This is a genomic window from Mesorhizobium sp. NZP2298 (genome assembly GCF_013170825.1).
GTDB lineage: Bacteria > Pseudomonadota > Alphaproteobacteria > Rhizobiales > Rhizobiaceae > Mesorhizobium.
Genome location: NZ_CP033365.1, coordinates 5,641,128 through 5,660,116, shown reverse-complemented (window position 1 = coordinate 5,660,116; position 18,989 = coordinate 5,641,128). Strand labels below are relative to the sequence as shown.

The 18,989-nt window shown below is 64.8% G+C and carries 18 protein-coding genes; 13 read left to right on the top strand and 5 right to left on the bottom strand.

Annotated features, from left to right (window positions below):
• Positions 1-6 precede the first annotated feature (6 nt).
• Both EB231_RS27390 and EB231_RS27380 read left to right on the top strand, forming a co-directional pair.
• Complete coding sequence (locus tag EB231_RS27390) at positions 7-444, top strand: SRPBCC family protein (RefSeq protein ID WP_172351554.1); 438 nt, start codon at positions 7-9, stop codon at positions 442-444.
• Between the two features lie 9 nt (positions 445-453).
• Complete coding sequence (locus EB231_RS27380; RefSeq protein WP_206681861.1) at positions 454-1,980, top strand: zinc-binding dehydrogenase; 1,527 nt, start codon at positions 454-456, stop codon at positions 1,978-1,980.
• 6 nt (positions 1,981-1,986) lie between these two features.
• On the opposite strand, the gene EB231_RS27375 is transcribed toward EB231_RS27380, so the two are convergent.
• Together EB231_RS27375 and EB231_RS27370 are read right to left on the bottom strand one after the other, a co-directional pair.
• Positions 1,987-3,270, bottom strand: coding sequence for a D-tagatose-bisphosphate aldolase, class II, non-catalytic subunit (locus EB231_RS27375; RefSeq protein ID WP_172351553.1), 1,284 nt, complete (start codon positions 3,268-3,270; stop codon positions 1,987-1,989).
• Positions 3,267-4,220: a sugar kinase gene (locus EB231_RS27370; protein WP_172351552.1), complete on the bottom strand. Its 954-nt coding sequence runs from the start codon at positions 4,218-4,220 to the stop codon at positions 3,267-3,269. The genes EB231_RS27375 and EB231_RS27370 overlap by 4 nt, the downstream gene beginning before the upstream one ends.
• A 265-nt stretch (positions 4,221-4,485) precedes the next feature.
• On the opposite strand from EB231_RS27370, the gene EB231_RS27365 reads away from it, so the two are divergent.
• Positions 4,486-5,520: a LacI family DNA-binding transcriptional regulator gene (locus EB231_RS27365; RefSeq protein ID WP_172351551.1), complete on the top strand. Its 1,035-nt coding sequence runs from the start codon at positions 4,486-4,488 to the stop codon at positions 5,518-5,520.
• Here the strand turns inward: EB231_RS27365 and EB231_RS27360 are convergent.
• Both EB231_RS27360 and EB231_RS27355 read right to left on the bottom strand, forming a co-directional pair.
• Positions 5,508-6,458 carry an alpha/beta hydrolase gene (locus EB231_RS27360; RefSeq protein WP_172351550.1) on the bottom strand — a complete coding sequence of 317 codons (951 nt, stop codon included), beginning with the start codon at positions 6,456-6,458 and terminating at the stop codon, positions 5,508-5,510. The two genes, EB231_RS27365 and EB231_RS27360, sit on opposite strands and share 13 nt — an antisense overlap.
• 134 nt (positions 6,459-6,592) lie before the next feature.
• Positions 6,593-7,741 carry a Gfo/Idh/MocA family protein gene (locus tag EB231_RS27355; protein ID WP_172351549.1) on the bottom strand — a complete coding sequence of 383 codons (1,149 nt, stop codon included), beginning with the start codon at positions 7,739-7,741 and terminating at the stop codon, positions 6,593-6,595.
• Between the two features lie 178 nt (positions 7,742-7,919).
• Here EB231_RS27355 and EB231_RS27350 point away from each other — a divergent pair, with 178 nt between their 5' ends.
• From EB231_RS27350 to EB231_RS27305, 10 genes are read left to right on the top strand one after another with little or no spacing between them, the layout of a single operon-like run.
• A complete protein-coding gene (locus tag EB231_RS27350) occupies positions 7,920-9,266 on the top strand; it encodes an ABC transporter substrate-binding protein (RefSeq protein ID WP_140769269.1) in 1,347 nt (448 codons plus the stop codon).
• Positions 9,267-9,268: 2 nt separating this feature from the next.
• Positions 9,269-10,201 carry a carbohydrate ABC transporter permease gene (locus EB231_RS27345; protein WP_172351548.1) on the top strand — a complete coding sequence of 311 codons (933 nt, stop codon included), beginning with the start codon at positions 9,269-9,271 and terminating at the stop codon, positions 10,199-10,201.
• Positions 10,198-11,034: a carbohydrate ABC transporter permease gene (locus EB231_RS27340; RefSeq protein WP_056564514.1), complete on the top strand. Its 837-nt coding sequence runs from the start codon at positions 10,198-10,200 to the stop codon at positions 11,032-11,034. Before EB231_RS27345 ends, EB231_RS27340 begins: the two co-directional genes overlap by 4 nt.
• 5 nt (positions 11,035-11,039) lie before the next feature.
• Entirely contained in the window at positions 11,040-11,861 is an 822-nt protein-coding gene (locus EB231_RS27335; protein ID WP_172351547.1) for a sugar phosphate isomerase/epimerase family protein, read from the top strand.
• Positions 11,862-11,872: 11 nt separating this feature from the next.
• Complete coding sequence (locus EB231_RS27330) at positions 11,873-12,949, top strand: Gfo/Idh/MocA family protein (protein WP_172351546.1); 1,077 nt, start codon at positions 11,873-11,875, stop codon at positions 12,947-12,949.
• Entirely contained in the window at positions 12,949-13,767 is an 819-nt protein-coding gene (locus tag EB231_RS27325; RefSeq protein ID WP_172351545.1) for a sugar phosphate isomerase/epimerase family protein, read from the top strand. Before EB231_RS27330 ends, EB231_RS27325 begins: the two co-directional genes overlap by 1 nt.
• The gene (locus tag EB231_RS27320; RefSeq protein ID WP_172351544.1) at positions 13,767-14,600 is read left to right on the top strand and encodes an alpha/beta fold hydrolase; all 834 of its coding nucleotides are present in this window, start codon (positions 13,767-13,769) and stop codon (positions 14,598-14,600) included. Before EB231_RS27325 ends, EB231_RS27320 begins: the two co-directional genes overlap by 1 nt.
• Positions 14,597-15,319: a ribulose-phosphate 3-epimerase gene (locus EB231_RS27315; protein WP_172351543.1), complete on the top strand. Its 723-nt coding sequence runs from the start codon at positions 14,597-14,599 to the stop codon at positions 15,317-15,319. The genes EB231_RS27320 and EB231_RS27315 overlap by 4 nt, the downstream gene beginning before the upstream one ends.
• On the top strand, positions 15,316-16,338 hold the full coding sequence (locus tag EB231_RS27310) for an ROK family protein (RefSeq protein WP_172351542.1): 1,023 nt from the start codon (positions 15,316-15,318) through the stop codon (positions 16,336-16,338). Before EB231_RS27315 ends, EB231_RS27310 begins: the two co-directional genes overlap by 4 nt.
• Positions 16,331-17,446: an ABC transporter ATP-binding protein gene (locus EB231_RS27305; RefSeq protein ID WP_172351541.1), complete on the top strand. Its 1,116-nt coding sequence runs from the start codon at positions 16,331-16,333 to the stop codon at positions 17,444-17,446. Before EB231_RS27310 ends, EB231_RS27305 begins: the two co-directional genes overlap by 8 nt.
• Positions 17,447-17,501: 55 nt before the next feature.
• Here the strand turns inward: EB231_RS27305 and EB231_RS27300 are convergent, their stop codons facing one another.
• A complete protein-coding gene (locus EB231_RS27300; protein WP_172351540.1) occupies positions 17,502-18,830 on the bottom strand; it encodes a dicarboxylate/amino acid:cation symporter in 1,329 nt (442 codons plus the stop codon).
• Positions 18,831-18,989: the final 159 nt, after the last annotated feature.

Sequence of the window (18,989 nt, the reverse complement as noted above, 5' to 3'; positions counted from 1 at the left end):
TCTGAAATGACCAAGGTCTATGTCTCATCGGTCATTCCGGCTCCGGCCGCGGAAGTCTGGAAGCTCGTCCGCAACTTCAACGCATTGCCAAGCTGGGCGCCGTTCGTCGCCGAAAGCCGCATCGAGCAAAACGCGCAGGCCGACCAGATCGGCTGCATCAGGAGTTTCACGCTGAAGGACGGTGGCCGCATCCGCGAAAGGCTGCTGGCGCTGTCCGACTACGACCTGTCCTGCAGCTACGCGATCCTCGAAAGTCCGATGGCGGTGGAGAACTATGTCGCCACCCTGTCGCTGACGCCGATCACCGACGGCAATCTGACGCTCGCCGAGTGGCAGGCGGAGTTCGACTGCGCGGCCGATCGCGAGGCGGCCTTGATGCATCAGATCGGCAATGGCATCTTCCAGACCGCCCTGGGCGCGCTGAAACACCGGTTCGGGCGCTGACGCCGGCCGATGGTCAAGGTTTGCCAGAGCACGATCATCGAGGCACCGGTTGACGAGGTCTGGGCGATCCTGCGCGATTTCAACGGCCATGACCGCTGGCATCCTGCCATCGCCTTCAGCGAGATCGAGGGCGGCGAACCGGTCGATGCGGTTGGCGCCGTGCGCCACTTTCGGCTGAATGACGGCGGTGAATTGCGCGAGCAATTGCTGGCACTATCCGACAAGGACCGCCGGCTGAGCTACTGCCTGCTCGAAGCGCCGCTGCCTCTGATGGGCTATGTCGCCTCGATCAGGCTGAAGCCGGTGACCGACGGCAATGCCACCTTCTGGGAATGGCGCTCTGAATTCCAGCCGCCGGCGCATTGCCGCGACGAACTGGTCAGGCTGGTCACCGAAGGCATCTATCAGGCCGGCTTCGCGGCGGTGCGCAATCTTCTGAAGCGCCGGAGCGTGGGCTCGCCAGTCGAGACGAGACCGCCCCAGGCGATTGTTGCACCGCCTCCGCCCATCGACATGCCGCATGCGGCGCCAAGGACCGCGCCTGGTCGGACCGCAACGACCCGTGCGATCGTTGTCGAGCGTTACGGTGGACCGGAGGAGTTGAGGCTCAGGGATATCGAACTGCCGCCGCTGGCCTCGAACGAAGTGCGGATCCGTCACACGGTGATCGGCGTCAATTTCATCGACGTCTATTGCCGCACCGGGTTTTTCGACCTTTTGAAGCCGCCCGGCGTGCCCGGCATGGAAGCGGCCGGCATCATCGAGGCAGTCGGCCCGGCGGTGTCCGGCTTTTCGGCCGGCGACCGCGTCGCCTATGCCTGTCCGCCGGTCGGCGCCTACAGCGAGCGGCGCAACATGGCGCCCGAATTGCTGGTTCATCTTTCGGACGACATCACGGATGAGATCGCCGCCGCCGGCCTGCTCAAGGGCGTCAGCGCGAGCTTCCTGCTGCACGACGTTCATGCCGTGAAGCCGGGCGAAATCGTCCTCATCCATGCGGCAGCAGGCGGCATCGGTCAGCTGCTGGTGCAATGGGCGCGTCATCTCGGCGCGACGGTGATCGCGACCGTGTCGAGCGACGACAAGGCCCGCGTCGTCGAGCGTCTCGGCGCGGACCATGTCATCGTCTATTCCCGCGAGAATTTCGGCGATGCCGTCATGCGGTTGACAGGGGGCAGGGGAGCCGATGTCGCCTATGACGCGGTCGGCAACGACACCTTCGCTGGCTCGCTCGCCGCCCTTGCCGTGCGCGGCCACCTCGTCAGCTTCGGCCAGGCTTCTGGGCCGGTCGGCAATTGGGATATCGGCCGCTTCGCGTCGAAGTCGCTGACCATTTCGCGACCCAACTATGCCCATTTCACCGACACGCCGGAAAAACTTGCGCCGCACGTCGCCAGGTTCTTCCAAGCGCTTCGCCAGGGTGTGGTCAGGATCGAGGCGCCGACGCGCTACGATCTCGCCAATGCCGCCGATGCGCACCGCGATCTGGAATCGCGCCGCACCACGGGAGCGCTGGTCCTGATGCCCAAGCCGTAGCCGTGGTCAGCCGGTTGCGCTGGCGTAGGTGTCGAGAACCTCGGTCACACTGGCGATCAGCAATTCTGCGGCCTTTGGCGCCACGGACCGGTTCGCCACCGCGCCATCGAGATGGGCGAGATATTGGCTGATGAGGGGTAGGGGGATGTCGCGGTCGCCGAGCGCCTGCATAAGCGCATCCACAGCCTGCTGGGCTGCCGGTGCCGGCCAGTAATAGCGAATGCGGTCGCTGTAGGAGAAATGGCGTTCGATCCGTTGTTCAGCCTCGGAGCCGTGATAGTAATTCTTCCAATTGTTCGGCGCCGCCAGCATGACGCGCTCCATCGCCGTCGGCAGGTTTTCGCGCGCCTGGTCGGGAACCAGAACCTCGGCGATATGGCTCAAGCCGTAGAGCGCCTCGCGCAGCGCGAAGGTCAGCCACGGCCCGACCTTGAGGATGGCAAATCCGTCGTCGACCAGCGCGGTCAATGCCGAGACCGGCTGGTAGTCGGTCGAATGCGCCTCGAAGACGAATTGCGGTAGATCCCGCAACGTGCCGGCCAATACACGGGCGCGTTCCGGTTCATAGGTGATCACCTCGGCATTGCCGAATTCGACGCCTGGCTGCACGACGACACCGAGCGCCCGCGAAAAGGCCTGGTCGAGACCTCGCCGGCTGAAGGCATCGCGGTGGATGCGCACGGTTTGACGCGCGGCCTCCGGTGTCGTCACCGCCAGATGGTTCATTGCTTCCAGGGCGCCGCCCGGCACCGGCACTTCGGTGCCGATGACATAGACCGGCTTGGTGCCGTCGGTTCGTTCGGTCGCGGCCTCGGCCACTTCCGCCAGTTCGGCGGCGCGCGCTGCGATCGTCGCGTCGGAAGGTGCGGCACCTTCGCCGGCACAGCCCATGCTGGCGTCGAGGTGGATCTTGGTGAAGCCGGCCACGGCATAGGCGTCGACCATGCGCGCGGCCCTCGCCATGGCCTCGGACGCCGGCAGGTGTTTCCACGGATTGGGGCCGAGATGATCGCCGCCGAGCACCAGCCTGTCGAGGGAAAAGCCGACCTTGCCGGCGATCGTCTCGACGAAGCGGCGAAAATCCGCTGGTGTCATGCCGGTATAGCCGCCCTCGTGGTTCACCTGGTTGCAGGTGGCCTCGATCAGCACATCGGCGTCGCGCGCCTTGCCGTGGCGCAGCGCCGCTTCGATCACCAGCGGATGAGCCGAGCAGATCGAGGTGATGCCGCAGCGTTCGCCGGTCGCCCGGCGCGCCGCTACGGCCGCCAGCCTGTCCGTAGCCCGGCTCATACAGGCGCTCCGGCCTTGGCGGTCGCAAGGAAGGCTTCGACGGCGGCAAGCGAGGCGATGCCCTCCATCGGCCCCTTCCTGGTCACCGCCAGCGCGCCGCAGCCATTGGCGATGCGCAGCGCCTTCTCGGGCGCTTCTGCGCGCAGCCAGAAGGAGACGAAGGCCGCGGCAAAACAGTCGCCGGCGCCGGTCGGGTCGATTTCGTTGACGACGAAGCCCGGCGCCGCGGTTCGTCCGGTCTTGTCGTAATGAACGGCGCCTTGCGCGCCTTTCTTGACGACCACGGTGGAGATACCGCGATCCAGCATTTCTCGCGCCGCGCTCTCCTCGTCGGTCGCCTTGGCGAAGATGAACAGTTCCGGTCCGCTTGGCAGAAAGACATCGGTCTTCGACAGCACGAAATGCAGCGCGTCGCGCAGGCCCGGCAGATCGAGCATCTCCTTGCGGATGTTGGGGTCGAAGGAAACAGTGCCGCCACGCGCCTTGACCGTTTCGATCCCGTTGCGCGCCACTTCGATCACCTCGGGCGAGAACAGCGAGGTGCCCATGACGTGAAAATGGTCGGCGCTGGCCAGCAGCGCGCGCGCCTCGGCACCGATCTCGATCAGGCCGGCGGCACTGTGCTTGATGTTGTAGACGAAGTGCCGGCTGCCGTCGGTTTCATAGGTGACGAAGGCGGTGCCCGTGGCGGCACCCCGGTGGACCTTGATGGCGGAGATGTCGGCCCCGTCGGCGCGCAGGCGCTCGATGTTCAAATGGCCGAAATCGTCATCGCCGACGGCCGCGATCAGGCCCGCTGGCTGGCCGAGTCGCGCCGCCTGGTCGATGAAGATCGCCGGCGCGCCGGAGGGAAACGGGCCGACCAGAGGGCCGGGGGCAAGGAAACTCTGACCGATCCGCTCGGCCATGATCTCGACCAGGATCTCGCCGGCGCAAACCAGTTTCTTCATGTCCTCACCATTCCCAGATTGCCCTGCGGCCGGTTGCCGAGCGCCTTCTCCACGTCCGTACAGGTCCCAAAGCCTAGGTTGTCGTTTTCAGAGCGTCAATAAATAATTTGACGTGCGCAATGCTTTTGCATTGTAGTGGAAACGCGAAAATTTGACTGAACAAATTCGGTCAAGCAATGCTGCCTAACGGCAACGGTCGCAGGACTGATTCTGGCCTGACCGGAAAGTTGTCGGCGGGCGCGGGACAAAGGGGCTGGAAATATCGATGGCGGAGAAGACCCACCGCACGATGGATGATTTCGCCAGGGCGTCCGGCGTATCACGGCCGACCCTGTCGAAATATTTCGACGATCCAGCGAGCGTGAAGCCGGCGACCCGGGCGCGCATCGAGGCAGCACTGCGTTCATCGGATTATCAGCCGAATGTTTTCGCGCGCAATCTCAACCGCAAGCGCACCCGCAATGTCGGCATCGTCGTGCCGGCGCTCACCGATCCGTTCTATGCCGAAATGGTCAGCCGTATCGAACTGCGCTGCCGCGACGAGGGTTTTTGGCCGATCGTCATCTCCTCGCACGGTTCGCCGAAACTGGAGGCGGAATCGGTCAAAACACTGATGTCGCTGAAAGTCGCCGGCGCCATCGTCGCTCCACTGGGGTTGGTCTCCGAACCCGGCGTCTTCGAGCGGATGAGCGAGGATATTCCGATCGTCTATTTCGACACCTACATCGAGGGTGACACGCCTTTCGTCGGCAACGACAACCACCAGAGCACGTCGACCATCGTCGACTATCTCTGCCGGTCCGGCGAGCCGCCGGTTTATGTCGACATTCCGCACGTCAACCACAATTCGGGCGAACGCCTGCGGAGCTATATTGAAACGATGCAGGCCGCCGGCCTGGAACCCGTCGTCCTCAAGGCGGCGGGCGACTACAGCTGGGATTTCGAGCGCATCGGTCATGAATGGATGGAGAGGACGCTCGAGAAGGGCGGCCTGCCGGCCCGCACACTGTTGTGCGCGAACGACCGTCTCGCCTTCGGTGTCATGTCTGCCGCCTTTTCGCGCGGGCTGAAGATCGGCCGCCGGGCCGATTGCGATTTCCGTGTCGCCGCCCATGACGATCATCCACTCAGCCGCTACACCTGTCCGGCTCTGACCACCATGGCGCAGGATTTTGCCGCCATGGCCGGCCGCAGCGTCGAGATCCTGCTGGCCTTGCTGGACGAGGCGGATTCCCCTGGACAGGAGATGGCGCGCAACGTCAAGCTCGGCGCGACGCTGGTGATGCGTCAGTCGGCGTGAGTGCGCGTCTGCGGCTGCAGCCAGGCCGCCGCCTCGCTCACCGCTTGCCGCGCCGCCAGAATGTGGCGCCCCATCGAGACGAAGCCGTGGATCTGACCCGGCCAGTGCCGCAGCACCAGCGGCACCCCTTCGACGCGCAGGCGTTCGGCATAAGCAGTCCCTTCGTCGGCAAGGATGTCGTGGCCGGCGATCGCGACAAACGCGGGTGCAGCGCCAGCCAAGCTTGATGCAAGCAGCGGCGAGACGCGCCAGTCCGTGATGTCGTCTGGCGTTCGCACATAATGGTCGCGAAACCAGGCCATGGTGGCGGCCGTGAGCCCGAACCCATCGCCGAAACGCCGGTAGCTGTCCGCCGTCTGGCGCGCATCGGTGTTGGGATAGATCAGGATCTGAGCGGCAAGCGGCGGCGCCAGCCGGTCCCGGGCGAGCAACGCCAGAACGGCGGCAAGGTTGCCGCCGGCGCTGTCACCAGCGACCGTGATGCGCGCCGAGTCGATGCCGAGCTCTCCGGCGTTTTCCGTCATGAAGCGAAGCGCTGCCGTGCAATCCTCGAGCCCGGCGGGAAACTTGTGCTCCGGCGCCAGCCGATAATCGGGGCAGACGATGACGGCGTTAGCCAGATTGGCCAGCCAGCGGCAGATCTTGTCATGCGAGCAGAGATTGCCGATGACCCAGCCACCACCATGCAGATAGAGTACGGCACGTGCCCGGGTTCGCGGTGCGCCGATGCCGCGATGGACGCGGATCGTGACCGGGCCATTCGGCCCGTCGATCTGCCGCTGCGAGGTTGCCGCGACCGGCTCGTGCTCGCCCTGCTGCGTCGGGAAGGACGCGCTGTAGGCGGCGCGCGCCGCCGCCACGCTGCCGTTCTCGAACGGCTCGCCGCCGGCCGCACGGCCGATTTCGAGGGCGCGCAAGGCATCAGGATCGAGCGTCATCGCCATCTCCATCATGGCCGTGCCTAGAGCATGATGCCGAAAAGTGTGAAGCGGTTTTCGGACGACATCATGCTCTATCTCTCTGATTCACAGTCGGATGATTTCGGGTCGATTCGACCTGAAATCATCCGACTCTATGCGAGCAGCCTGCTTGCCTCGTCCTCGGTCAGCAGCGCCGGCTGGACGACGTCACCGGCAACGGCGACCGAGCTTTTGGTTTCGCCTGAGCGCAGGATCGCCTCCATGATCTCAAGCACATGCAGCGCCAGATTGCCGGAGGCGCGGGGCGTCGCGCCTGTCTTTAGCGAGCGCACGAGATCGGCGACGCCGAGCATGCGGTAATTGGCGCGGTCAGGTGCCGCATAGGGCCAGTTGCGGGCGCCGTAGAGTTCGCTTTCGCTGGCGAACTCCTTCCACTCCGCGCCGCGTTCGGACAGCGAGACGGTGCCGCCAAACGTGTCGGGATCGGGCAGGCGCAGCGAGCCTTCCGTGCCATGCAGTTCGATCGGATGGTTGGAATGCTTGAAGACGTCCCATGAAGCACCGAAGGTAACAGTGGCGCCGGAGCGGAATTCAAGCAGCGACAGCACGTTGGTCGGCGTGCCGACCTTGAAGGTGGTGTTCTTGAACGGTCCTTCCGCGGTGATCAGGCGCTCCTCCTGGCCGCGCGTCGCCATCGCCATGACGCGCGCGACCGGGCCAAGCAGATTGACCAGCATGGTCAGATAATAGGGCCCCATGTCGAACACCGGGCCGCCGCCCGGCTGGTAGTAGAATTGCGGGTTGGGATGCCAGTGCTCCATGCCGCGCCCCATCATGAAGGCGGTGCCGGTGACCGGGCGGCCGATGGCGCCCTCGTCCATCAGGCGCCGCGCCCGACGGCCGGCGGCGCCAAGGAATGTATCGGGCGCCGACCCGAGCAGGACGCCCCGCTTGGCCGCTTCCGCCACCAGCCGCCGCCCGTCGCTGGCCGATGTCGCCAGCGGCTTTTCGGTGAAGACGTGTTTTCCGGCCGAAAGTGCGGAAAGCGAAATGTCGAAATGTGCGGCGGGAATGGTCAGGTTAAGCACAAGATCGATCTCGGGATCGGCCAGCAGCGCATCGACGCCAAGCGCCTCGATGCCATATTCCTTCGCCCGCAACGCCGCCATATCGGCGGAGATATCGGCGCATGCACGCAACTCGATTCCGCCGAAAAGGGCGGCATTGCGCAGGTAGGTCATCGAGATGTTACCGCATCCGATAACGCCGATTGCGAGCTTTGCCTTTGATTTTGCCTGCATTTTCGATCGGTCCTCCCAACATGGTCATGCTTTGCCGAATCCACTGCCCTGGCAATGGATCGCCTTCGAAAAACGCTATACAACATTTTAAATATTGACGCGCGTAAAATTTTTATAGAACATGCGGAAATGCTGGCGCGACATCGGGAGGCTGCCAGCCCTAGGAGGAGAAGAGAAAATGACAGACATGAAAAAACGGCCGACCGCCGCACCTAAGCCTGTGGGTCATGTGACGATCGCCGATCGTCGCCAGTTTCTCATCGGTTCCGCCGGCCTGCTCGGCGCGGCGGCATTCGGGGCGGGGACGTCCCTCGGCATTGGCCGCGCCCGTGCGCAGTCGCGCGCCGAAATCAGCTTCGCCAGCGCGGCCTTCTTCGGCAAGGAGACCTTCGGCGACCTGATCAAGGCCTTCAACGAATCGCAGGATCGCATCCTGGTCAAGAACATCGAGCTGCCGCCGCCGAGTTCTTCGACTGAAGTCTACCAGGGGCTGGTGCAGCAACTCGCCCGCCGCAACGGTACGCCCGATGTCTTTAGCCAGGACGTGATCTGGATCGCCGGCTTTGCCGCCGCCGGATGGGCGCTGCCATTGGACGAGTATTTCCCGGCCGACAAGCGCAGCGCCTACTTCACCGGAACCCTCAACGCCTGTACCTATGGCGGCAAGCTCACGGCCCTTCCCTGGTTCATGGATTCGGGCATGTTCTATTACCGCAAGGATGTGCTGGAAAAGCACGGCGGCAAGGTGCCGGAAAACTGGGCCGACATGGCCACCATCGCCGCTGCGGCGCAAAAGGCCGGCGATGTCGACTTCGGCTATCTCTGGCAGGGCAAGCAGGCCGAGGTCCTGGTCTGCGACGCCGTCGAGATCATCACCTCCAACAATGGCGCGATCCTGGCGCCCGACGGCAAGTCGTCGCTGATCAACCAGAAGGGTGCGGTCGAGGCGATCCAGTTCCTGCACGACACCATCGCAACCACCAAGATCAGCCCGCAGGACGTGCTGTCCTGGGACGAGGAGCCATCGCGCCAGCCCTTCACCTCGGGCAAGGCGATGTTCATGCGCAACTGGTCCTATGTCTACCCGATCGCGCAGGACGCCAAGGCTTCGCAGGTCGTCGACAAGGTTGGCGTGGCACCGCTGCCATCGTTCCCCGGCGGCAAGAGCTCGGCCTGCCTTGGCGGTTACCAGCTTGGCGTCAATGCCAACTCCAAGCAGCGCGAGGCCGCGATCGAGCTGCTCACCTGGCTGTCGTCGACCGAGACCCAGCATCGCATCGCGCTGAACTTCGGCCTGGCGCCGACACGTCCGGCACTGTTCCAGGACGAGCAGATCAAGAAGGAACAGCCCTTCATGGCGAGCTTGGAGAAAGTGTTCACCGGTGCCACGGCGCGGCCGATCACGCCGCAATACGCCAAGGTGACGCTCGCCTTGCAGTCCGGCATCTCCAAGGCGCTGGTTTCCGGCAAGGTGCAGGCCGAGATGGACGCGCTCGCCGATCAGATCAACAAGATCGTCGCCTGACCATGACCGCGGCCGCCACGATTTCAGGCGCTGGCCGGCCGCGGCGGCTTGGCAGGGCGCTCCCCGGCGCCTTCTGGGCCCTAATCCTGCTGACGCCGGCCTTCGTGTCGCTGGCGTCAGTCTCTTTCTACCCGATCGTCAACGGGCTCTATCTTTCGCTCACCAACACCTCGCTGATCACGCAGGATCAGGATTTCATCGGCTTTTCCAACTATGTGCAGCTGTGGGGCGACCCGCAGTTCTGGAACGCCTGGTGGCACACGATGTGGTTCACTGCCGCCTCGACGGTGCTGGAGACGGTGATCGGGCTAGGCATGGCTCTGATCCTGTGCGAAGCCTTCAAGGGGCGAGGGCTTGTCCGCGCGGCCATGCTGGTGCCCTGGGCGATGCCTACCGTCGTCACCTCAAAGATGTTCGGCTGGCTGTTCGACGGCCAAAACGGCATCGTCAACTACATCCTCCTGCATGCCGGGCTGATCGACCAGAACATCAACTGGTACGGCTCGCCCGACACGGCGATGATCACCATCATCATCGCCGATGTCTGGAAGACGACGCCGTTCATGGCGCTGCTGCTTCTGACCGGTCTGCAGACGGTGCCCAATTCGCTGATCGAGGCGGCGCGCATGGACGGCGCCAAGGGCTGGATCACCTTCTGGCATATCCGCTTGCCGCTCCTGATGCCGACCTTGCTGATCGCCGGCCTGTTCCGCGCGCTCGATGCCTTCCGCGTCTTCGACCTTGTCTATGTCTTGACCGGCGGTGGCCCCGCCGATTCCACCGAAACGCTATCGACGCTATCCTACAAGGTACTCTTCTCGACGCTGCAGTTCGGCTACGGCTCGGCCGTGTCGACGGCGATGTTCATCACCGAGGGCATCATCGCGCTGGTCTTCGTCGTCTTCCTTGTCCGCCAGATCAGGAGGGCGCAATGAACGAGACGCGCTCACCGCTGCAGAGCTTCGCCATCTATGCCGGCGCCTTGCTGATCCTCATCTGGTCGGGCGGCCCTTTCCTCTGGCAGTTCTCGACCTCCTTCCAGCTCGACAAGATGCTGACCTCGGGATCGCCGTCGCTGATCCCGCATCCCTTCACATTGGAGCATTATTACAACGCCTTTTTCGAGAAGCAGCTTCACCGCTATGTCTGGAACTCGCTGGTGGTCTCGCTGGCAACGACCTTCCTGTGCCTGTTTGTCGGCTCGCTGGCCGCCTTCGCGCTGTCGCGGCTCAACATCAAGGGCCGCTTCGGTGTCCTCATGGTCATCCTGTCGGTGTCGATGTTCCCGCAGATCGCGCTGGTCGGCCCGCTCTACCTCGTCGCCACCAATCTCGGCCTCCTCGATACCTACACGGCGCTGATCATCACCTACCTGGCGCTCGGCCTGCCGCTCGTCACCTGGGTGCTGTTCGGCTATTTCGAGACGCTGCCGCGCGAGATCGACGAGGCGGCGCGCATGGACGGCGTCAGCGTCCCTGGCCTGCTCTGGCGCATCATCCTGCCGATGTCGCTGCCGAGCCTGGTGACGACAGGCCTGCTTGCCTTCATCACCGCGTGGAACGAATTCCTCTTCGCGCTCGCCTTCACCTCCAACATCGACCGGCAGACGATCCCGGTCGGCATCGCCAACTTCACCAACCTCTATTATGTCCCCTGGGGCGACATCGCCGCGGCCTCCGCCGTGGTGACCGTGCCATTGATCCTTCTGGTGCTGTTCTTCCAGCGCCACATCATCGAGGGATTGACCCAGGGCGGCGTCAAGGAATGAACGACATGACACAGACGAAGCTCAAGGTCGGCTGCCAGACCTTCACCTGGGAAATGCTCGGAAAAGCCTGGACCGGCGGCCCCGACGATCTGTTGAAGGCGATCGCCGATGGCGGCTATGCCGGTATCGAGATCACCGACACCATGATCGGCCGCTACGCTGGCCGGCCGTCGGAGTTCGCCGCCGCGCTGAAATCGTCCGGCCTGACGCTCGTCTCCTTTGCCTTCGGTTCGAAGAGCGGTTTCACTCTCAAGGAGGAGATCGGCGCCGACCTCGAGGCGGCGCAGCGCTGGATCGATTTCGCTTCCGCCTTTCCCGGCGCGCTGGTGTCGATGGGGTCGGCAACCGTGGTGTCCGAAGGGCCGCGCGACGACAAGTTCGCCATCGCCGCCGAGGTTTACAACAAGGCCGGCGAGCTTGGCCGCAAGGCCAGTGTCCAAGTCGCGGTGCATCCGAGTTCGCACCACAACACGCTGCTGTTCGATCGCACCGATTACGACAAGATCTTTGCCTTGCTCGACCCCGAGCTGGTCGGCTGGGTGCCGGACACCGGCCACATGTTGCGCGGCCACAAGGACATGGCCGACACGCTGAGCACCTATCGCGACCGCATCCGCTATATCCATTTGAAGGACGTCGACGCCAACGGTACCTGGGCGATGCTGGGCGAAGGCGTCTGCGACACCCAGGCGGTCATCGAGATCGCGAACACCGCGGCGCGTTTCAACGGCTGGCTGGTGCTGGAAGAGGAATCCGAAACGGCCGCCGCCGATCCCGCCGGCGCGGTCAAGACCAACCGCCAGACAATGCGCGGCTACGGCGCCTGAAGAACGAGACGATGATCAAGAAACAAGACAGACGCCTCAGGGTCGGTGTGCTCGGCTGCGGCCCCATCGCGCAGTTCGCGCATCTGCAGTCCTGCGCGAAGGCCGGAAATGCCGACCTCTACGCCATCTGCGACGCGGCGCCCGACCTGCTCGCCCGCATGGGCGCCACCTACGAGCCGCGGAAGATGTATGCCGACTATGACGCGATGCTCGGAGATCCCGAGCTGGAGGCGGTGATCGTGGCGACGTCTGACGCCTATCACGTGCCGATGTCCATCAAGGCGCTCGATGCCGGCAAGCATGTTCTCTGCGAAAAGCCGATCGGCACCTCCGTCGAGGAAGGCGAGGCTCTCGCGGCAGCGGTGAAACGCTCCGGCAAGGTGCTGCAGGTCGGTCACATGAAGCGCTTCGACCCGGCGCTGGAGGCGGCCCGCGACTTCGTCCGCGACGAGATGGGCGAGGTGCTGGCGTTGAAGGCCTGGTATTGCGATTCCACCCATCGCTACACCAACACCGATGCCATTCAGCCGCTGCCCGTCACCAGCAAGCTGGCGAAGAAACCTTCGGGCAATCCAAAGGCCGATTTGCGGCAGTACTTCATGCTGGCGCACGGCTCGCATCTCGTCGATACCGCGCGCTTCCTGTGCGGAGAGATCACCGCCGTGCGCGCCCGCCTCAACGAACGATTCGGCGCCTATTGCTGGTTCGTCGAGACGGAATTCGCCAGCGGCGCGCTCGGCCATCTCGATCTTACGGTGGCCGTACGCATGGACTGGCACGAAGGGTTTCAGCTTTATGGCGAGAACGGCTCGGTCATCGCTAAGACATTCAACCCCTGGTACTTCCGCGCCAGCGAGGTCGACATCTTCCATGAGAAGGACGCGACCTCGCGCAAACCGCTCGGCGCCGACGGCCATTTCTTCCGCCGCCAGTTGGAAGGTCTTGCCGATACCGTACTGAACGGCGCGCCGATGCGCGGCGCCAATGTCGAGGACGGCATCGCCTCGATCCGCGCCATGGTGGCGATTGCCCGCTCGGTTGTATCCGGCGAGCGGGTCGAGCTCGCGTCGGTTTCGGGTTCGGTCTGATGCGTCTCGGCATCTTCGCCAAGACTTTTGCGGGCAGCGACCCGGCCGCTGTGCTGGCTGCGGTGAAGCAGGCCGGATACGAGACGACGCAGTTCAACCTCGCCTGCGCCGGCCTGCCGTCGATGCCGGATGCGGTACCAGCGAATGCCATCGCTTCCATCCGCGCTGCCGCGCAATTATCGGGCGTTTCGCTCGTCGCGCTGTCGGGCACCTACAATATGGCGCATCCCGACAAGGCGGTGCGCGACGACGGCCTGCGGCGCCTTGCCGTCGTCATCGAGACGGCGGCTGCCCTGGATATCCCACTGGTCACGCTCTGCACCGGCTCGCGCAATGGCGCCGATCAATGGGCTTATCATCCCGACAATGCCACACCGTCCGCCTGGTCCGACATGGCTGCCGAGATGGCGAAAGCGCTGGCGTTGGCGGAAGAAGCCGGCGTCGATCTCGGCATCGAGCCCGAGCAGGCCAATATTGTCACCTCCGCTACGGATGCGACGCGCCTGATCGCCGACATGGGCTCCAGGCATCTCAAGATCGTGCTCGATCCGGCGAACCTGTTCGAGCACGCGACGCCGGACGAAGCGCGTGCGATCGTTGCGGACGCGATCGAGGAGGCCGCCGGCAACATCGCCATGGCGCATGCCAAGGATCGGCATGGTGACGGCTGCTTCGCCACGGCGGGGCAAGGCATCGTCGACTTTCCTGATTTCGTCGCGCGGTTGAAAGCGGTGGGCTTCGATCGGGCGCTCATCACCCACGGCCTGTCCGCTGATGAGGCGCCTGATGTCGCCGCCTTCCTGCGGGGGCTGCTCTGATGAGCGCCGCGCCGACGGTCATGCGTCGCGACGATGCCGCCCTTCATGTCTTCGACACGGGGCAGGGCAGGCTTCCCGTCGTCTTCCAGCATGGTCTTGGTGGCGATGAAGTGCAGGTGGCGCAGAATTTTCCCGATAGCGTGTTGCGCCGCCGGCTCACCGTCGAATGCCGCGCGCAGGGCGCTTCTGGCGCCGGCAGCAAGCGTCCATTCTCGATCGCGATGTTCGCCGATGACGTGTTGGCCGCCGCCGATGCGGCCGGGCTCGACCGCTTCATCGCCGGTGGCATCTCGATGGGGGCGGCGATCGCGTTGCGGCTTGCCGCCTACCACCAGGACCGCGTGCTTGGGCTGGTGCTGGTGCGTCCCGCCTGGGCCTTCGCCGCGGCGCCGCAAAACATGCGCCCTTACACGGAAGTGGCGGAACTCATCCGCCGGCTTCCACTGGCTGAGGCCCGAGACGCCTTCGCGTCCTCCGCGACATCAGCCCATTTTCGCACGGAGGCGCCGGACAATCTCGCCTCGCTGCTCGGCTTCTTCCAGCGCGAAAACGCTGATGTCTTTGCCGAGGTCATGCAGGCGATCGCCAATGACGGGCCCGGCGTGACGCGGGCGCAAGCCGCCAGCCTCGCAATACCCACGCTCATCATCGGCAGCGGCATCGACCTCGTCCATCCCTTGGCCACCGCCCGTGAGCTCGCCCAGACCATCCCCAATGCGGTCTTCGCCGAGGTCACGCCAAAGGCCTCCGACAAAGATCGCCATTTCGCCGAAATCCGCGCCGCCATCGGCGGCTTTCTCGACAGACATTTCAACAACCAGGACCAATCATGACTTCAAAGCCCCTGTCAGGCCCGGCCGCCATCGCCGCATTGCCGCGCGATCGCTTGATCGCCGAATTCTCGCTCTGGTCGGCCAACCTCGCCAATTTCGAGAGCGACTTGAAGCGCATCGAGCCCTATGTCGATCTGCATCACATCGATGTGGCGGACGGCCACTTCGCCCCGTCCTTCCTGTTCTTCCCCGATCTCGTCGCCCGCATCGCCGGCCTGACGGCCAAACCCATCCACGTCCATCTGATGGTCGATGCGGCAATCGTCGAAGCCCAGACGCGCCAGTTCATCGAGGCCGGCGCCGACATGATCAGCGTCCATGCCGAAAACGGCGAAGCGGGATTGCGGGCCGTTCGACTGGCCCGTGAGCTCGGCGCCGAAGCCGGCGTCGTGCTGAGGCTGGAGACGGCGGTCGAGGCGGTAAAGCCTTTCGTCTCGGAGGTCGCCTTCGTCACGCTGCTGGGCACCGCGATCGGTGTCAAGGGCCAGGGCCTGTCGGAGACAGCCTGCGACAGGCTGGGTGCTGCCCGCGCCATCCTGCGAGAGGCTGGTCGCGAGGCTGCCGTCGTTCTCGCCGCCGATGGCGGCATCCGCCACGAGACCGTGCCGCAGCTGCGTGCCGCCGGCGCCGAGACCGTGGTGCTCGGTTCGCTCGCCTTTGGCGACAAGGATCTGGCCGGCCGCATCGGCTGGCTGCATGGGCTGAAGGTCGCGGCATGAGCACTGAAGCCGCCCTTGCGATCGATCTTGGCGGCACCGAGCTTCGGGCCGCCCTGGTCGACCGTGACGGCAAGATCCTGGCCTTTGCCGCCGTGCCGACGCAGGCGCAGGCCGGACCCGATGTGGTGATCGGCCAGATCGAGGCACTGGCAGCGACGGTTCACGCCGAAGCGCCGGGGCTCGCCATTGTCGGCGTCGGCGTCGGCGCGCCTGGACCGCTCGATCCGCTGGCCGGCATTGCCGTTGGGCCGCCAACGCTTGCCGGCTGGCAGGATGTGCCGCTGGCCGATATCCTTGAACGCCGGCTCGGCCTGCCGGTGCGGCTGGAGAACGACGCCAACGCGGCGGCCCTTGGCGAATGGCGCTTCGGTGCCGGCCATGGCGCCCGCTCGCTCGTCTTCGTCACGGTCTCGACCGGCATTGGCGGCGGCGTCGTTGCCGACGGACGAATCCTCCATGGCCGCCGAGGGCTGGCCGCCGAGATCGGCCATATGACCATCACCAATGAGGGCGAGCGCTGCGTCTGCGGCGTCGTCGGCTGCTTCGAGGCCATCGCCTCGGGCACGGCACTTGGCCGCCGCGCCAACGCCGCGACATCAGCCTTTGACGGCTCGACGCTGCGCCGCCTCTCGGCCAACGGCGAGGTCACGGGCCGCCACGTGGTCGAGGCCGCGCGGCTGCAGGACGATCTCGCCTTGGCCCTGCTCGAGGAGGAGGCGCGCTGGCTGGGCGTCGGCTTCACCAATCTCTTGCATCTCTACTCGCCCGACGTGCTGGTCGTCGGCGGCGGCATCGCCAATGGCCTCGACCTGATGCATCCGGTCATCGAGGCGACCATCCGGCAGCGCGCCATGCGCGCCTATCGCGACGTGCCGGTCGTCCAGGCGCAGCTTGGCCGCCATGCCGGGCTGGTCGGCGCCGCCAGCCTTGTGCTGTTTGATGATTTGGGTGCGTTGGCGGCCCGCATGCCTGTCGGTCCAAGCACCTACCCGGACAAGAGGAGGGACTTCAATGGCTGAGCTCAAGCTGCGGGGCGTGCGCAAGTCCTACGGCAATGCCGAGGTCATCAAGGGCGTCGACCTCGACGTCGGCGACCGCGAATTCGTCGTCTTCGTCGGCCCGTCCGGCTGCGGGAAGTCGACGCTGCTGCGCATGATCGCGGGCCTGGAGAAGATCACCGCGGGCGAGCTTATGCTCGATGGCGCGCGCATCAACGAGGTCGATCCGTCCGAGCGCGGCCTTGCCATGGTGTTCCAGTCCTACGCGCTCTATCCGCATATGACGGTGGCGGAGAACATGGGCTTCGCGCTGAAGATCGCCGGCCTGCCGGTGGCCGAGCGAGACGCCAAGGTCAAGGCCGCGGCCGACGTGCTGCAGCTGTCGCATCTGCTCGACCGGCGGCCCAAGGAATTGTCCGGCGGCCAGCGCCAGCGCGTCGCCATCGGTCGCGCCATCGTGCGCCAGCCGAAAGTCTTCCTGTTCGACGAGCCGCTGTCGAACCTTGATGCGGCACTGCGCGTCAACATGCGGCTGGAACTGATGCAACTGCACGAGCGGCTCGCAGCCACCATCGTCTATGTCACCCACGACCAGACAGAGGCGATGACCATGGCCGACAAGATCGTCGTCCTCAACGGCGGCACGATCGAGCAAGTCGGCTCTCCGCTCGATCTCTATAATCGCCCGGCCAATGTCTTCGTCGCCGGCTTCATCGGCTCACCGAAGATGAACATGCTGCCGGTGCGGGTCATGTCGGCGGATGGGAATGGCGTTGCGGTTGCCCTGCCGGGCGGGCCCCGCCTGGTCGTTCCGGTCGAGGCCGGAAAGCTTGGTCCGGACAGCGAAGTGTTGCTTGGCATCCGGCCGGAGCATATCCGCATCGTCGATGCCGGCCAGTTCAAGGGCGAGACGGTGCTGGCCGAACGGCTCGGCGGCCTGACCATCCTGCATGCCGATATCGGCGAGACGGCCAGGCTTGTCGTGCAGACCGAAGGCACCGACACCACCCCGCTGCACCGCGCAATCGCGATGCAGGTCGATCCGTCCCATTGTCATCTGTTCGCCGCCGACGGCAAGGCGCTGGCGCCACTGGCAGAACGCACGCCGCCTGACGTCTTCGAGGCATGAAAATGGCCGGAGGCATTGATGCCTCCGGCCATTCGCTATCGAGCGTTCCTGTGGATCACTCGGCGGGAACGATGTCCGCCGGCAGGCTGTCGTCGGCTGTTCCAGCCAGGGCTCTCGCCAGCTTGGCCTCGTCGAGTTCGCCTTCCCAGCGTGCCACCACCAGCGTGGCGACCGCGTTGCCGATGAAGTTGGTCAGCGCCCGGCACTCCGACATGAAGCGGTCGACGCCGAGGATCAGCGCCATGCCGGCGACCGGCACGGAGGGGACGACCGAAAGCGTCGCGGCGAGCGTGATGAAGCCCGCGCCGGTGATGCCTGCGGCACCCTTCGAGGACAGCATGGCAACCAGCAACAGCAGGATCTGGTCGCCCATCGACAGGTGGATGTTGGTCGCCTGCGCGATGAACAGTGCCGCCAGCGTCATGTAGATGTTGGTGCCGTCGAGGTTGAAGGAATAGCCGGTCGGGATGACCAGGCCGACCACCGAGCGCTTGGCGCCGGCCTTCTCCATTTTCTCCATCAGCGAGGGGAGGGCGGCTTCCGACGAGGAAGTGCCCAGCACCAAAAGCAGCTCTTCCTTGATGTAGCGGAGCAGCGACAGTATGGAGAACCCGTTGTAACGGCAGACCGCACCCAGCACGACGAACACGAACAGCAGCGACGTCGCGTAGAATGTGCCGACCAGCATGGCGAGATTGATGACAGAGCCGATGCCGTATTTGCCGATGGTGAAGGCCATGGCGCCGAAAGCGCCGATGGGGGCGGCCCTCATCAAAACGCTGACCAGCTTGAACATCGGCGCCATCAGCGCCTGCAGGAAGTTGAGCACCGGCGCGCCCCTGTCGCCGACCAGCGCCAGCGCGATGCCGAACAGCACCGAGAAGAACAGCACCTGCAATATGTCGCCATCGGCGAAGGCGCCGACGATCGTGCCGGGAATGATGTTCATCAGGAAGCCGGTGACCGACTGGTCATGCGCCTTGGCGGCATAGGTGTTGACGGTCGAGGCGTCGAGCGTCGCGGGGTCGATGTTGAAGCCGGCGCCGGGCTGCACGACATTGGCCACGATGAGGCCGATGATCAACGCCAGCGTCGAGAAGGTGAGGAAGTAGAGCATCGCCTTGCCGGCGACGCGGCCGACCTTCTGCAGGTCGCTCATGCCGGCGATGCCGGTCGCCACCGTCAGGAAGATGACCGGGGCGATGATCATCTTGACCAGCTTGATGAAGGCGTCGCCGAGCGGCTTCATGCTCTCGCCGATCGACGGATAGTAATGGCCGAGCAGGATGCCGATGGTGATCGCCACCAGCACCTGCACGTAGAGTTGGGCATAGAGGGGCTTGCGCTGCGCGGCGGCCGCGCCCGATTGGTCTGCGATGTGCATCGAACTCTCCCTGGCCGGATGGACGGAACCCGCCCTGCGTGACTTCTCCCATCGCGGCGTTCCGGTCGCCCGCCGCTGGAGGGAGTTTTGCAAGCGCCGTGCCAGATCGGGGAAAGCCCGGAATCCCGGGATTCGGGGCGTTCTTCAGCTGCCTTCGTC